We start from the raw sequence: 15,858 nt of genomic DNA, 5'->3' as shown, positions 1-15,858 counted from the left end.
TTTTAAAAAATCGGCAAAGACAAAACCAATTTTATTTGGGGAATCGCGATTTTGGGACACCCATAATTTTACAATTACTTTTTACCTTGAAGTGAAATTGCTGAAATAGGCATTTCTTTAAAAAACTGTATCTTTGCCGTTTGAAATGAACAAGAAAGTCGCTTTTTACACTTTAGGCTGCAAGCTGAATTATTCAGAGACCTCATCCATTGGTCGGCTGTTTAACCAGGCCGGTTACGATACGGTAAATTTTACCGAAACACCGGATGTTTTTGTGATCAATACCTGCTCGGTAACTGATAATGCCGATAAAAAGTGTAAGAAGATCGTTAAAGAGGCCCTTAAGATTTCGCCTAACGCCTATGTAACTATAGTAGGTTGTTACGCACAGTTAAAACCACAGGAAATTGCCGAGATTCCCGGCGTTGACATGGTGCTTGGCGCTGCCGAAAAATTCCAGATAGTTGATCATATTACCGACTTAACTAAAAGGCCAAAGGCATTGGTGCTTAATCAGCCCGTGTCTGAAGCTAATGAGTTTGTGCCCGCATATTCTTTTGGCGACCGTACCCGTACTTTCCTGAAAGTACAGGATGGCTGCGATTATTCATGTACTTTTTGTACCATTCCGCTGGCCCGCGGTGCCAGCAGGAGCGATACCATTGAAAACGTTGTTGCTCAGGCAAAGCAAATTGCTGAGTCGGGCGTAAAAGAAATTGTGCTTACCGGCGTAAACCTTGGCGATTTCGGCATCCGCAATGGAAAGCGTGAGGATAAATTTTTTGATTTGGTTAAGGCCCTTGATGAGGTAGAAGGTATCGACCGTTTCAGGATCTCATCCATAGAACCTAACCTGCTTACCGACGAGATCATCGCTTTTGTAGCTGCTTCAAAACGTTTCGTACCGCATTTTCATATCCCGCTGCAATCGGGTTCGGATAAGATCCTGGGCTTGATGCGCCGCCGTTACAAACGCGATTTGTATGTTAACCGTGTTGCCAGGATAAAAGAGCTGATGCCCGATTGCTGCATTGGCGTGGATGTTATTGTTGGTTTCCCCGGCGAAACAAGGGAGGATTTTATCGATACCTATAACTTCCTCAACGAACTTAATATATCGTACCTGCACGTATTTACTTATTCGGAAAGGGAAAATACTTTGGCCGCTCAGATGACGGGCGCGGTACCCGGCTCGGCAAGGGGCGAGCGGAGTAAAATGTTGCATATCCTGTCGGATAAAAAACGCCGTGCTTTTTATGAAAGCCAACTCGGTAAAAACCAGGAAGTTTTGTTTGAGGGTGATATCAAAGATGGCTTCATGCACGGCTTTACCCGTAACTATGTAAAGGTACGTACCAAGTATGATCCTGTACTGGTTAACGAATTGAAAACGGTGCACCTAACAAATATTTCACCTGATGGTGATGTTGAAATAACAGAAGGCGAAGAAATATTAGTGCATTAAATTCTATATTCGCCTTAAAATATAACCTATGTTTCCAACGCTTACATCGTTATTGAAATACCTTTTTGGTTTTAATCTTCCTTTGCCTATACAAACCTTCGGCTTTTTTGTGGCGATAGCTTTTGTTGGCGCTTATTGGGCATTTGGCCAGGAGTTTAAACGTAAAGAAGCGTTAGGCGTAATCCATACTTTTAAAAAACGTGTTACTATCGGGTTGCCGGCTTCAAATGCCGAGCTTGCGGGAAATGGTGTTTTTGGCTTCATATTAGGCTATAAAATTGTTGACTGTATCCTTAATTACCAGGCTCTTATAGATAACCCGCAGGAGTTTTTGTTATCCCTGCGAGGCAACTGGATAGGTGGGATCCTTGGAGCTGCAGCGTTCGCGTACTGGGCATGGCATGAAGCTCAAAAACAAAAGCTTGATAAACCGGTGACCAAAGATGTAGATGTACATCCCAATGAATTGATGGGTAGTATATTGTTATGGGCAGCCGTGTTCGGCTTTGCTGGTGCCAAGCTGTTTAATGCGTTGGAAAACTGGGGCGACTTTATGAAAGACCCGGTTGGCATGCTGATAGGCTTTAGTGGTTTAACCTTTTATGGCGGTCTGATCTGCGGTGGCGCGGCAGTACTCTATATTGCTAACAAACACGGCATTAAACCGCTGGATATGCTTGATATCGGTGGCCCGGGCATGATGCTGGCTTATGCTTTAGGCCGTATCGGATGCCAGATGAGCGGCGATGGTGATTGGGGTATAGTTAACCTGGCGCCGAAGCCTCATTGGTTAAGCTGGGCACCTGATTGGATGTGGAGCTTCAAATTTCCGCACAACGTGAACGACGAAGGTGTGCAGATGATGGATTGCGTGGGTAAATTTTGCCATGAACTTCAATATCCGGTTTATCCAACCTCGTTTTACGAATCTGTAATTTGTTTATTACTGTTCTTTGTATTGTGGAAAATAAGGCACATTTTTAAAGCTCCGGGCGTTTTGTTTGGTATATACATGATATTAGCAGGCGTTGAGCGTTTCTTTATTGAGCTCATCAGGGTTAATACAAAGTATGTTGTTGCGGGTGTTTCATTTACCCAGGCCGAAATGATCTCTGTGATCATGGTTTTAGGTGGTATTACACTTATTGTAACCGGATTAAACAAAGAAAAGAAAGCGCTGGGCACAACAAATGGCTGATAACAAATCAAAAGGCAGTTTAATTCATAACCAGGTATTCAGATTTGTAGTTTCGGCCGGTGCCGGTTTTTTGGTGGATGTTTCGGCATTTTATCTTTTTTACCACAACCTTTTAATACAGCATACTTATAGGATATTCGGGCTTACCGTTCGTAACTATACCGTATCATTGGCATTATCGTTTTTTATGGGCGTAGTAGTTAATTTTTTAATTACCCGTTACATGGTGTTCAATGAATCTAAATCCGCGCCGCGCAAGCAGTTTTTTCGCTTTGTAACGGTGGCTATAATCGGTTTCTTCGCCAACTTATCAGTTGTAAAAATATTGATCCAAACTTGCAGCTTTAACCCTACAGTAGCACGGATCTCGGCTGCATTAAGCTTGTTCTTCGCCAGCTTTTTTATCCATAAAGTTTTTTCATTTAGCTTATCATTAAAACGTAACCATGCAAACAGCGAACATCATAAACCAGGTAATTGAAGTTTCAAAACAGGCGGGTGATTTCATCAGGCAGGAACGTAAAGCATTTGATCCTGATAAGATAGAATATAAAGGCCTCAACGATATGGTATCCTACGTTGATAAAACCGCCGAAGAAACTATAGTAAAAGGCCTGAGCAAGATTTTGCCTGAAGCAGGGTTCATCACCGAAGAAAAGACAACAACCAAAATAGGCGAGCGTTACAACTGGATCATTGACCCTCTGGATGGTACTACCAATTTCATTCATGGAGTACCCGCGTTTTCGGTAAGTATTGCTTTGAAAGAATATGATGAACTGATAGCCGGTGTTATATATGAAATAAACCTTGATGAATGCTTTTACGCCTGGAAAGATGCGCCCGCATATCTGAATGGCAAAGAAATCAGTGTAAGTAAAAACAAAACAATAGGCACCAGCTTATTGGCAACCGGGTTCCCATATTACGATTTTACCAAGCAGGCCGCCTATATCGAATTGTTTACGGAACTGATGCGCAGCAGCCATGGCTTACGCCGTTTAGGTTCTGCAGCAGTAGACCTGGCTTATACCGCCTGTGGCCGTTTTGATGCTTTTTATGAGTATAACCTTAACGCCTGGGATGTGGCCGCCGGTATTGTGATTGTAAAACAAGCAGGAGGCGAAGTGGTGAACTTTAAAGGCGGCTCTGAGGTATTGGATACCCGGGAACTGTTAGCTACCAATGGGAAGATCACGGGGGAGATGTTGGGGGCGATACAGAAGTATTTCAGGTAATACTTTTACACCTTTATTCCTTAGCATATCCCAAAAGCAATCCTTTATAAAATTGCAATTGCCTCTTAAGCGCATGTTGCTGATCTTTTGGTAATATTATTTGATCGTGGCCTTTGTTACCGTTAAAACGAACAATGACCTTATCTGCTGTTACAAGTTTTAATAATATTGAGATTTTGTCGTCGTAAATCGTCTCCTCGCTGTATTCGTTTATCCAATGCTGTAAAGAGTCTGTCGCAAAATCGGGTTTGTACAGGAGACGTTTACCATTTATAACAAATGTCAAACTCTGTAATCCTAAAGGTTTTTTATTTATATGTTGACAACCAAAATAAATGTTGCAGCCTGTTATGTCATAACAATTTATATAGGCGTATAAACCGGTGACTGGCTTACCGACTATTGAATTTTTATCTTTGAAATACGTTGCCTGAACCGCAGACTCTCTTGTGATATTGCTTGAATCTTTAATTAACTTTTTAAAGAGTTTTTTATCCACATTGATTGCGGCTAATTTTTTGAGACTCGCTTGCGCTGTTTCTGACAATTCAACAGATTGAGTTGGAGTGTTTAATATTGAGGTGTCAATAACCATGCTACCACTATAAGTAGTCTTCTGCTCCGATCCAATCATTTTAGCTATGAATATTACCACCATGATGGCGACCGAAGCTATCAGAGCGATACTACATCCAAGATTTGTATTTTGCTTATCGGTAGGAAAATCATCTGACTGGAGTGTTTCATTGGCATCACCATTTTACATGCCTTCCAATTGATTTTCTGCATATTCTGTTACGATTTCTGTAGATGATAACGTATTATTTGTCTGCGGTTTTTGATGGTAAGTTGTTCCGCAGTATGCGCATTGAATTGTTTGATTTGCGCTTGCAGTTAATATTGCACCGCAATTCTTACAATTTAGTAATTCATTAACTTTCATAATTTAGAAAGTTAGAGTAAACCAAGCATTTATCGACTGAAATTAAAATGTGGCAGTTGGGAATATCAATCAAATTAGGCATTGTGGTAACGTTTAAAGATTGGGTAGCTAAAATAAAAACTTATAGACAGATAACCTCATTTAATTATAAACAGGATTGGGGGTAAAAAAGCAAAAAGCCTCTCATTTTCATGAAAGGCTTTCGGGTAAGCAATGGGGCTCGAACCCCAAAATCAATATCATTATAACGCTTCAGAAACCACCTCGGTAACTTCAGGCACCATTCGTTTAAGCAAGTTTTCGATACCGGCTTTAAGGGTTACGGTTGATGATGGGCAGCCGCTGCACGAACCGCGAAGTTCAACAGTTACAACACCCTCGTTAAATGAGCGGTAAGAAATAGCGCCGCCGTCCTGCTCTACAGCCGGGCGAACGTAGTCATGCAGGATCTGCTGAATTTTAACTTCAGTTTCAGTGCCTTCAAAGTTTCCGGCTTCGGCTTCTTCCTCTAACTGGATCTTTAATTCTGACTCGATTGCACCTTTAACAAACTCTTTCATTATCGGTTCAACATCTGCCCATTCGCTGCCTTCAGTTTTGGTAATGGTAACAAAATTGCTGGCAAAGAAAACGCCGTTTACAAATGAGAACTTATACAGTTCCTTTGCAAAAGGTGAATGTTCGGCACTTTCCTTAGTAGGAAAGTCAACACTGCCGTTAATAAGCAGTTTGTTAACTATGAATTTCATAGTTGCCGGGTTAGGCGTTAATTCGGTATATACGTTGATATTCATCGTTTCGTGTTTTTATTCAATCTAATTAACAAATTTAACTACCTTTTTTATTAAAAGCTACCCTAAACTTTGTTATGACATTTCTTTGATGTGCAGATTTTAAATTTCAGATGTGCGGATGTGCAGATATGAAAATTGCTTGGACAATTAAAGCATCAAAAAATCATAATAAAATTCGCACATCTAACTCAAATCCCTGTATAGTTCAACGGCGTTATCTTTTTAATCTCTTCTTTAATGGCCGCACTTACATTTAACGTATCAACAAACTCGGCTATTGTGTTGGCGTTGATTTGGTGGTTGGTTCGGGTAAGGTCTTTCAGGGCTTCGTAAGGATTAGGGTAAGCTTCACGCCTTAAAATGGTTTGGATAGCTTCTGCAACAACAGGCCAGTTAGCTTCTAAATCAGCATTGATAGCATCAGTGTTTAGCAATAGTTTGTTTAATCCCCTTACGGTTGATTTAATGGCGATCAATGTATGTGCAAAAGGTACACCGATGTTCCTTAATACGGTCGAGTCGGTAAGGTCGCGCTGTAACCTTGAAATCGGCAGTTTGGCTGCAAGATGCTCAAATAAAGCATTAGCGATACCCAGGTTGCCTTCCGAATTTTCAAAATCGATAGGGTTAACCTTATGCGGCATGGCCGATGAACCAACTTCGCCGGCTTTGATCTTTTGTTTGAAGTAATTCATGGATATGTAAGTCCACATATCACGGTCAAGATCAATCAGGATATTGTTAATGCGTTTCAAAGCATCACATTGTGCGGCAAAATTATCGTAGTGCTCAATTTGGGTAGTAAACTGCGAGCGTTTTAAACCCAATATTTCGTTCACAAAATGATTACCGAATGATTTCCAGTCCTTATCAGGATAGGCGATAAAGTGAGCGTTAAAATTACCGGTAGCGCCACCAAACTTGGCTGAATTTGGAATAGGTTTTAGCAACTCAAGCTGGGCTTCCAAACGTTCAACAAATACCAGGATCTCTTTGCCTAACCGGGTTGGAGAAGCTGGCTGGCCATGCGTATGCGCCAATAACGGAACATTTTCCCACTCGGCAGCAAATGCTTTCAGGATACTAATCAGGTTATTAATGGCAGGGTAGTAGCTGTTATTCAGAGCAAGCTTAAAGGTATATGGAATAGCAGTGTTGTTGATATCCTGAGAAGTAAGGCCAAAGTGGATAAACTCTTTGTAGGGCTCCAAACCTAATTTATCAAACTCTTTTTTAATGAAATATTCAACCGCTTTAACATCGTGATTTGTCGTTTTTTCAATCACTTTAATGCTTTCAGCGTCATCTTCCGAAAAATTCCTGTAAATATCGCGTAACTTTTCTGATAGATTTTTATCAAATGATTGTAACTGAGGTAGTGGGTATTCGGCCAGTGCTATGAAATATTCTATCTCAACAAGTACACGGTACTTGATAAGGGCAAATTCTGAAAAGTATCCGGCAAGATCGCCGGTGGTGTTTCTATAACGGCCGTCAATAGGCGAGATCGCTGAAAGTGAAGTAAGCGTCATATATTAAAAAGAGAGTGGGTAATAATTTTTTGCAAAGGTAATCATTTTTGGGGTGCCAGCGGCAGATTAAAAGCTTCACAATTAAACCACAGGATAAAAAGCATAAATTAAATGGATTTTAAAAATGAACAAGTATTTGTAATGAAAAAGTAAAAATGAATGGAAACTTTTTATTCAAAAAATGTTTCCTTAGTTTTGACCCGGAAAGTCAATGAGTCAAACAGAAAGAATTATAAAAGGTGCTGAAGACCTGTTTTTAACCGCAGGTATTAAAAGTATCACCATGGATGATATAGCCAGGCACCTTGGCATGTCAAAAAAAACGATCTATCAATTTTTCAAGGACAAAAACGAATTAGTTGTTGCCCTTACAAAAAAGAAATTGAAGGAAGATGAGGATCAAATGAATGAGATTATCAGTAAATCAGCTAATGTGATTGAAGAGATGATCAACATGACCAAATGCTCAGAAGAGATATTTTCAAGGATCAACCCGATTGTTATTCATGATTTGCAAAAATATCATGCTGAAGCCTGGGAAGACTTTCAAAGATTCAAGGCCGGGGTACTGATCCAAAAAATGGAAGAACTTTTAACTAAAGGCATGGGTCAGGGTTACATTCGTAAGGATATTGACGTAAAGATAATGGCACGGATGCGGGTTAACCAGGTGGAGTTGGGTTTTAATACTTCAATATTCCCGGTAACTGAATTTAGCCCCTGGAAGGTACAAGTTCAGTTTTTAGATCATTTTAACTATGGCATTTGTACGCTTGAGGGCTACAAGCTGCTTAACGAATATAAAAATATTAATAATGAATAACCGGCTGCTGACACAAGGTTGTCAATAGCTAAAAGAAATTTGTATCAGTTTAAGTAAATCACTCAACCACAATATATATAATGAAATATCTATTTTTTACGGCAACTGTATTTTGTGCCGTAGCCTTTAAAAGCTACGCGCAGGAGGCAACGTCAAATGGACAAACCTATAACTTTACAGTTCAGGATTGTGTCAATTATGCTTACGAGCACCAAAGCGCAGTTGTGAACTCGGGTCTTGATATCAAAAGTGCGGAGTATAAGGTTAAAGAAACAACCGGCATTGGCTTACCACAAATCAGCGGCTCAGCCTCATTCCAGGATTATCTTAAAATACCAACCACGTTATTACCGGGTGAGTTTTTTGGAGCCCCTGGTACCTTTGTGCCGGTTAAATTTGGCGTAAAGTACCAATCAAACCTTGGTGTTAGTTTAAACCAGATCCTTTTTAACGGGAGTTATCTTGTTGGTTTAAAGGCTTCAAGAACATATCGTGAGCTTTCACAGCGTAATTATACCCGCTCAAAAATTGAAGCCAACGTTGCTGTCACCAAAGCATATTATCAGGTTTTGGTTAGCGACGAACAAATTAAACTATACGATGCTAATATAACCCAGTTAAAACAGCAGGTTGACCAAACCGTAGCACAAAATAAGCAAGGCTTTGTTGAAAAAATTGATGTAGACCGCATTACTGTGCAATACAATAATTTAATAACTAACCGCGAAAACGTTGTACGTTCATTGGCTTTGAACTATCAAATGCTGAAGTTTCAGATGGGAATGCCTGTTGATGAAAACCTTGTGTTGAAAGATAAGCTAAGCGACGTTAGCCTTGATAATAACGTTGCAGAAATGTCGGTAGATACAGGCTTTTACCATAATCGTATAGAGTACTCCTTGCAGGAAACTCAGAAAAAACTAAATGAGCTTGATCTGCAAAACAAAAAAACAACTTATTTGCCAACATTAAGCGCGAATGGCAGCTATGCGGCATCATATCAGAATAATAATTTTAGTAAGCTTTACAGCCAGGTTTTTCCTTCAAGTTATATCGGTTTAACGCTCAACGTTCCTATTTTCAGTGGCGGGCAAAGACTAAACCAGGTAAGACAGGCAAAAATTGAGGTGCAAAAATCAACAAACGACCTCGTAAACCTTAAAAATACGATAAATCTTGATGCAAAGGTGGCAACTGTGTCATACATTAATGGCTTACAATCACTTAATAATCAAAAACGTAACCAGGAGCTTGCACAGGAAGTACTGCGTGTATCAAAAGTAAAATATCAGCAGGGGGTAGGCTCAAGCATTGAGGTTACACAGGCTCAAACATCTCTTGAAGATGCCGATAACAAATATATACAAGGTCTTTATGATGCCCTGGTTAGTAAAGTTGACCTTGACAAAGCTTACGGACGAATTAAATAACAACACTAAACTCACTATATAACAATGAAAATGAAAAAACTCATATACATACCTTTCCTGGTTTTACTGGCTGCATGCTCAAGTAAGCCCAAAGATAAAAAGGCCGAACTGGCCGATCTGCAAAAGCAACAATCGGATATCAATTCAAAAATAGCGAAGCTGCAGGCTGAAATGGGTACTACCGATTCGGCTAAAACAACTGATGTAAGTGTTAAAGAAGTGAAAAACGGCAGTTTTACTAACTATGTACAGATCCAGGGTAAAATAGATGCGCAGGATAACGTTACTGCCTATCCGCAGGCATCGGCTGTTATTACTGCGATTTACGTGAAACCAGGCCAGCATGTAACTAAAGGCCAGGTGTTAGCACAACTGGATAATAGTGTTATGCAACAAAATATAGCACAAGCCGAAGCACAGGTTAGCTTAAGCCAACAGTTGTTTAATCGTCAAAAAAACCTTTGGGATCAGAAAATTGGCACTGAAGTACAATATCTGCAAGCTCAAACCGCATTGCAAAGCAATCAGAAAGCTTTGGCTTCATTAAAAAGGCAATCGGGTTTATACCGCATCATATCGCCAATTTCTGGTACGGTAGATCAAATGGACCTGAAACTCGGACAGGGTGCCACGCCGGGGCAAACAGGGATCCGTATTGTGAATGCCGACGTTTTAAAAGTTAAGGCCGATGTCCCCGAATCATATGCAAGTAGCGTAAATACCGGTAACGATGTTAAAATATTAATTCCGGATGCTAAGGACTCGTTGGTTACTAAAGTTACTTTTGCGGCCAAAGCCATCGACCCAACATCGCGTAGTTTCGGTGTGGAGGTCAAATTACCTCAGCGCAGCACACTTCGCCCTAATATGACTGCAATTTTAAAAATTGCTGATTATTCAAAAACAAATACCATAGCAGTACCGGTTAAAGCTATACAGAAATCAGAGAATGGCGACCACGTTTTTGTTAATCAGAATGGTATTGCCAAACAGGTGAATGTAAAATCGGGTGTTACCTATGGTGGCCAAACAGAGATATTATCAGGCTTAAAAGCCGGCGACCAGCTGGTTGTTGAAGGTGCAACTGAAATAGAAGACGGCGATAAGATCAAAGTTGTTCAGTCGGCCAATTAGTTATTAATCAATTGATCTGTTCATTATGAAAGATGTAAAAAAAGAATTTGGCCCTTCAAGCTGGGCCATTGATAACAAAACAGCCATTTATGTGCTCATGTTCCTGATCACAGCGCTTGGCCTGATAAGTTATAATCGCTTGCCTAAGGAAAACTTTCCGGACATAGCACAATCAAAGGTGTTTATAACTACAACCTTTGCTGGTCAGTCTCCCCAAAATATTGAGAACCTGGTAACACGCCAGATTGAAAAGCAACTGAAATCTTTAAAGGGATTAAAGAAAGTAACCTCAAACTCGGTTCAGAACGTTTCTATTATCACAGCTGAGTTTCAAGCCAATATTGATATCAAGGATGCAAAAATAGACGTAAAGGACAAGATTGACCAAGCTAAGAAAGATCTCCCGCAAAATGATAATAATTATACCGATCCCGTTGTTTCGGATATCAATGTTGCGGATCTTCCTATTTTATATATAAATATATCCGGTAATTATGACCTGAAAAAGCTAAAGGAATATGCTGATATATTAAAAGATGAAATTGAAAGTTACAAGGAGATTTCAAAAGTTGATGAAGTTGGCGCTTTAACACCTGAAATTCAGGTTAATGTTGATATGAACAAAATGGCTGCCGCACAACTCAGCTTGCCAGATATTAGTACGGCTATTGGTTACGAAAATATTTTATCGTCAACGGGTACCGCTAAAACTGATGGCGTTCGCAGGACTATCGACATTAAGCAGGATTTCAAAAATGCCGATGAGGTAGCTGCGATGGTGATCCGCAACCCAAAAGGGCAGGCTGTTTATTTGAGGGATATTGCTGAGGTTAAAGATTCATTTTTAGAACAGGAAAGTTACGCAAGATTGAAAACCAATGATAATCCTAACTTCAAAAATGTAATTACCCTCAACGTTAGTAAGAGGGCCGGAGAAAACCTGATTGAGGCTTCTGATAAAATCAATGAGCTGATTAAACTAAAACAGAGAACAGTATTCCCTAAAGGCCTGGATATTGTTGTTACAGGCGATCAATCAGATAAAACGCGTACAACGCTTAACGACTTGATTAACACCATCGTTATTGGCTTCTTGCTGGTTACCGTTATCCTGATGTTCTTTATGGGCACAACCAATGCCATTTTCGTAGCATTGTCGGTACCATTGTCGTGTTTTATCGCGTTCCTTGTGATGCCCGCAATTGGCTTTACGCTTAATATGATCGTGTTATTTTCGTTCCTGCTGGCACTTGGTATTGTGGTGGATGACGCCATCGTGGTTATCGAAAACACACACCGTATTTTTGCAAATGGAAAGGTGCCTATTAAGGAGGCAGCTAAAATGGCTGCAGGAGAAGTGTTCCTTCCTGTATTTTCGGGTACCATGACCACTTTGGCTCCTTTTGTGCCGCTGGCTTTCTGGAACAGTTTGATCGGGCATTTCATGTTCTTCCTGCCAATCACATTAATCATTACCTTACTGGCATCGCTGGTAGTTGCTTATATCATTAATCCCGTATTCGCGGTTGATTTTATGAGGCCTCACCATGATGGTGAACATGATAACCCGAAATTTGACAGACCGACAAAACGCGCCATGATATTTTTGGCGATTGCTACAGTTATCGGTTATTTGATTAACGTGGGCTTTGGTAACCTGATGGTGTTGATCATGGTATTATACCTGATTAACCATTTCTTTCTGTTGCGTGTTATCGATAGGTTTCAGAAAAATGCCTGGCCTAAATTTCAAAACTGGTATGCCAAATGGCTTGAACGTGCCGTACACCGACCAATAACCGTTTTGGCAGGTACTATAGGCTTATTTATTTTTGCAATTTTTCTGATGGCTGTGCGGGGTAAAACACCAGAGTTTTTCCCATCGGGCGATCCTAACTTTGCTTATGTGTACATTACTTTACCTATCGGTACCGATCAGGCTTATACCAACGAAGTAACTAAACAGATAGAAAAGCGCGTTGCCCAGGTAGTTGAACCCGACAAAGATATTGTGTCGTCAGTTATTTCAAACGTAACAAAAGGCGTTACCGATCCTACTGATGAAGATCAGGGCGATTATGAAAATAAAGGTAAGGTTACAGTAGCGTTTGTAGAGTTTGGTAAGCGTAACGGTAAGGATACAAAAAAAGTATTGGCCAATATTCGCGCGGCGGTACAGGGAATTCCAGGGGCCAAAATAGCTGTTACGCAGGAAAATAGCGGTCCGCCGGTACAAAAGGACATCAGCATTGAAATTGTAGGCGATAACCTGGATACACTGGTGGCTACCGGTAACAGGCTTAAAAGCTACCTGGCTAAACAAAACATTGCAGGTATTGAAAACCTGATTGCCGACGTACAAAGTGATAAGCCGGAAATTGTGTTTGATGTAGATCGTGAACGTGCCAATCGAGAGGGGGTGTCTTCTCAGCAAATCAATCAAAACCTGTTTACCGCTATTTATGGTTGGAAAGCGGCTGACTTTCGCAATACACGCGAAGATGATTATAAAATTATGGTAAGAACATTGCCAAGTCAGCGTAGTAATATTGACGAGATCAAAAACCTGAAGATCACCTACCGTGATATGGCGATGAATGGTGCTATACGCCAGGTGCCTATTTCAGCCTTTACCGATGTTCGCTACACAACAACTTACAGCAACATCAAGCGTAAACAACAGCGCAGGGTATTAACACTTGGTTCAAATGTTATCAAGCCTAATAATCCCAATGAGGTTAATGCTAATATCCTGAAAGCGATAAATAATTTTAAAAAACCGGATAATGTTATCATAAGGCAGGGAGGTGGCCAGGAAGACCAAATGGAAGCCATGACCTTCCTCCTTTCTGCCCTTGGTGTGTCATTCGGGCTTATTCTTGTTATTTTAATGATCCAGTTTAACTCTATCGGCAAAACGCTTATTATTATAAGCGAGATCCTCTTTAGTATTATTGGTGTATTGCTGGGCGTTACCGTATTCGGCATGACAATGTCTATTGTAATGACAGGTATCGGTATCATCGCGTTGGCAGGTGTGGTTGTTCGTAACGGGATCTTATTGGTTGAGTTTACCGATATGTTGTTGGAGCAGGGAGTGAGCATCCACGATGCAGTAGTTGAAGCTGGGCATACCCGTATGACTCCTGTATTGTTAACCGCAACAGCTGCTATTTTAGGTTTAATACCTTTGGCAGTTGGTTTCAATATCGATTTCGTTGGCTTGTTTACCCATTTTGAACCGCATATCCACTTTGGTGGTGATAACGTTGCTTTCTGGGGCCCGCTGGCCTGGACAATGATCTTCGGTTTAGGTTTCGCTACCATTATTACCCTGATCCTTGTACCGTGTTTATACCTGATCCGCTATAACCTGAAAGCAAGGTTGTTCGGCAAAAAATCGGTTGAAGCTAAACATGTTGAGGTATTAGAAACTGAAACAGTTTAAAATAAAGAGCCATTAGTAACAAACAGCCGCTGTCGAAAGATTGCGGCTGTTTGGGTTTATGACAGTTTTTAAATAAAACATAATAATGTATTTATGGTTCTTTAGGCAAACGTTTATCACAGCCATGAAACTTAAAATATCAAAACCGTTTTGGCCGGTAATAGGCCTCGGTACGTTAGCCGGTATGCGTACCTTATCTGCCCCTGTTGTAACCACGCATGTATTAAGTCATCATCCATCAAAGCAACTGGAAACATCACCGTTAAGGCTCATGCAATCAACAACGGTGGCTGCTGTTTTAAAGATCGTATCCGTTACTGAACTCATTGCAGATAAATTACCCTCCACTCCAAACCGTATAGAACCCGCAGGGGTAGCGGCAAGGTGTTTATCTGGTGCCCTGGCCGGCGCCAGTATTTATAAAGCGGTTGGCGGCAAAGCATTAACCGGAGCGTTGATAGGAGGGGCAGTGGCAATAGCAGCCGCCTACGGAAGCTACTTTTTACGAAAAAATACGGTTAAGGCAAATCATATCGCCGACCCGGTAATTGGCGCAATTGAAGATGCTTTGGTAATAGGATCGGGCTTTGGCTTAAGTAAGCTAACCTATGCCCCGGTTGCAGGCTGAACATATTTTTCAAGTTCGCCCAGGTTGCTGATCTCATTACGCGACCGGGGCAGGCTGTCAGGATAGTTCTTTTGAATAAAGGTTACCAGGTTTTCGCGGATATAGCAGCGCAGGTCAAAAGCATCTGATGAGGTTCGGGAGCTCATTAACACCCTGATCTCAATGGTATGTTCTTTAACATCAGTTACCTGTACTACTTTAACCCGTTTATCCCATAAGTTTGATTTAACTATCAGACGTTCAAATTCTTCGCGTATAGCATCAATAGGGGCGGTATGGTCCATGTATAAAAATACGGTGCCCAAAATGTCGGCAGATGTCCTTGTCCAGTTCTGAAAGGGTTTTTGAATAAAGTAATTGATGGGAAGTATCAGCCTACGTTCGTCCCAGATCTTTAAAACCACATAAGTAAGCGTGATCTCTTCTACGCGCCCCCATTCGCCCTCTACAACCAAAACATCATCAATACGAATAGGCTGAGTAAACGCTATCTGGAAGCCGGCCAGCAAATTACCTAATGAGCTCTGTGCTGCAAACCCAACTATGATACCGCCTATACCAACGCCGGTAAGTAAACCGGTACCTATCTTGCGCATACTTTCAAAACTGAGCAAGATAATGGCAATTGTTAAAAAGATGATGGTCACTACAATGATCTTACGGATAAACTGGATTTGGGTGCGTACCTTACGTTCCTTCAGGTTATCCACTTTATTAAGGTCGTAAGTGTGATAGATGTAATCTTCCAGGATCCTTACCGAACGTACAAGCAGGCCCGCGAAAGATATGGTAAGTAAAATCTCAAAAGTTTTGTCAAGAGGTTTGTAATAAACCGGATTCATTCGCATTAATGGCGAAAGGATATTGAATAGAAACAGTGGGATGAAATAAGCTACAGCCGGCCCAAGGTTAACCAGTATCGATCTTAAGATTGAGTAGGATGTATCTGCTTTTTTTGCATAAAATTTAAATAGACGGGTTATTATGAATTTTATAATAAGGCCAACAAGTACGGCTACCAGCGCGATGATCAGGTTCCAGGCAAATGACGGTATGCGCTGTGAAAATGTAAGCAGGTCGGGGGGTAAGCTGTTTTCAATATTCATAGCAAGGCAAATGTTTTCTACAGTAAAATAGTTGGAATGTAAAATTGTTTTAGCAAATGCCGCGGTACCGGGTGTTGTTACATATGTTTAATGAATTTTTGATAGTTTTGTTAAAAAAG

General features: G+C 40.7%; 14 protein-coding genes. 9 read left to right on the top strand and 5 right to left on the bottom strand.

The genetic code is table 11. The features are described 5' to 3' along the window. The first annotated feature begins 145 nt into the window (after positions 1–145). From mtaB to ABID99_RS12980, 4 genes are read left to right on the top strand one after another with little or no spacing between them, the layout of a single operon-like run. Positions 146–1,465, top strand: a complete 1,320-nt coding sequence (gene mtaB / locus ABID99_RS12995) for a tRNA (N(6)-L-threonylcarbamoyladenosine(37)-C(2))-methylthiotransferase MtaB (RefSeq protein ID WP_373613947.1) — start codon at positions 146–148, stop codon at positions 1,463–1,465. A 28-nt stretch (positions 1,466–1,493) separates the two neighbouring features. Then, on the top strand, positions 1,494–2,663 hold the full coding sequence (locus ABID99_RS12990) for a prolipoprotein diacylglyceryl transferase (RefSeq protein WP_090525260.1): 1,170 nt from the start codon (positions 1,494–1,496) through the stop codon (positions 2,661–2,663). Beyond that, positions 2,656–3,144, top strand: a complete 489-nt coding sequence (locus ABID99_RS12985; RefSeq protein ID WP_090525262.1) for a GtrA family protein — start codon at positions 2,656–2,658, stop codon at positions 3,142–3,144. Before ABID99_RS12990 ends, ABID99_RS12985 begins: the two co-directional genes overlap by 8 nt. Next, positions 3,110–3,901: an inositol monophosphatase family protein gene (locus ABID99_RS12980; protein ID WP_090525263.1), complete on the top strand. Its 792-nt coding sequence runs from the start codon at positions 3,110–3,112 to the stop codon at positions 3,899–3,901. The genes ABID99_RS12985 and ABID99_RS12980 overlap by 35 nt, the downstream gene beginning before the upstream one ends. Positions 3,902–3,914: 13 nt before the next feature. Here ABID99_RS12980 and ABID99_RS12975 read toward each other — a convergent pair whose 3' ends face one another. From ABID99_RS12975 to purB, 4 genes are all read right to left on the bottom strand, one after another. Beyond that, positions 3,915–4,559 carry a hypothetical protein gene (locus ABID99_RS12975; RefSeq protein ID WP_090525265.1) on the bottom strand — a complete coding sequence of 215 codons (645 nt, stop codon included), beginning with the start codon at positions 4,557–4,559 and terminating at the stop codon, positions 3,915–3,917. 102 nt (positions 4,560–4,661) lie between these two features. Beyond that, positions 4,662–4,844: a hypothetical protein gene (locus ABID99_RS12970; protein WP_139159932.1), complete on the bottom strand. Its 183-nt coding sequence runs from the start codon at positions 4,842–4,844 to the stop codon at positions 4,662–4,664. Positions 4,845–5,086: 242 nt separating this feature from the next. After that, positions 5,087–5,638: a NifU family protein gene (locus ABID99_RS12965; RefSeq protein ID WP_090525267.1), complete on the bottom strand. Its 552-nt coding sequence runs from the start codon at positions 5,636–5,638 to the stop codon at positions 5,087–5,089. Positions 5,639–5,826: 188 nt separating this feature from the next. Further along, positions 5,827–7,170 (bottom strand): adenylosuccinate lyase, encoded by a 1,344-nt coding sequence (gene purB, locus ABID99_RS12960; protein WP_090525269.1) that lies wholly within the window; start codon positions 7,168–7,170, stop codon positions 5,827–5,829. Positions 7,171–7,381: 211 nt separating this feature from the next. On the opposite strand from purB, the gene ABID99_RS12955 reads away from it, so the two are divergent. The 5 genes from ABID99_RS12955 (at position 7,382) to ABID99_RS12935 (ending at position 14,633) form a co-directional block, all read left to right on the top strand. Continuing rightward, positions 7,382–7,993: a TetR/AcrR family transcriptional regulator gene (locus ABID99_RS12955; RefSeq protein ID WP_090525271.1), complete on the top strand. Its 612-nt coding sequence runs from the start codon at positions 7,382–7,384 to the stop codon at positions 7,991–7,993. 80 nt (positions 7,994–8,073) lie between these two features. Next, positions 8,074–9,423, top strand: a complete 1,350-nt coding sequence (locus ABID99_RS12950) for a TolC family protein (RefSeq protein ID WP_090525273.1) — start codon at positions 8,074–8,076, stop codon at positions 9,421–9,423. Positions 9,424–9,453: 30 nt separating this feature from the next. Continuing rightward, positions 9,454–10,557: an efflux RND transporter periplasmic adaptor subunit gene (locus ABID99_RS12945; RefSeq protein ID WP_373613946.1), complete on the top strand. Its 1,104-nt coding sequence runs from the start codon at positions 9,454–9,456 to the stop codon at positions 10,555–10,557. Positions 10,558–10,582: 25 nt separating this feature from the next. After that, on the top strand, positions 10,583–14,005 hold the full coding sequence (locus ABID99_RS12940; RefSeq protein WP_373613945.1) for an efflux RND transporter permease subunit: 3,423 nt from the start codon (positions 10,583–10,585) through the stop codon (positions 14,003–14,005). 124 nt (positions 14,006–14,129) lie between these two features. After that, complete coding sequence (locus tag ABID99_RS12935; RefSeq protein WP_373613944.1) at positions 14,130–14,633, top strand: DUF4126 family protein; 504 nt, start codon at positions 14,130–14,132, stop codon at positions 14,631–14,633. On the opposite strand, the gene ABID99_RS12930 is transcribed toward ABID99_RS12935, so the two are convergent. Beyond that, on the bottom strand, positions 14,612–15,739 hold the full coding sequence (locus tag ABID99_RS12930) for a mechanosensitive ion channel family protein (protein ID WP_354482529.1): 1,128 nt from the start codon (positions 15,737–15,739) through the stop codon (positions 14,612–14,614). The two genes, ABID99_RS12935 and ABID99_RS12930, sit on opposite strands and share 22 nt — an antisense overlap. Positions 15,740–15,858: the final 119 nt, after the last annotated feature.

The organism is Mucilaginibacter sp. OAE612 (assembly GCF_041806395.1).
GTDB lineage: Bacteria > Bacteroidota > Bacteroidia > Sphingobacteriales > Sphingobacteriaceae > Mucilaginibacter > Mucilaginibacter rubeus.
The sequence above is the reverse complement of the archived record's forward strand: the minus strand, read 5'-3'. Positions and strand labels throughout refer to the sequence as shown.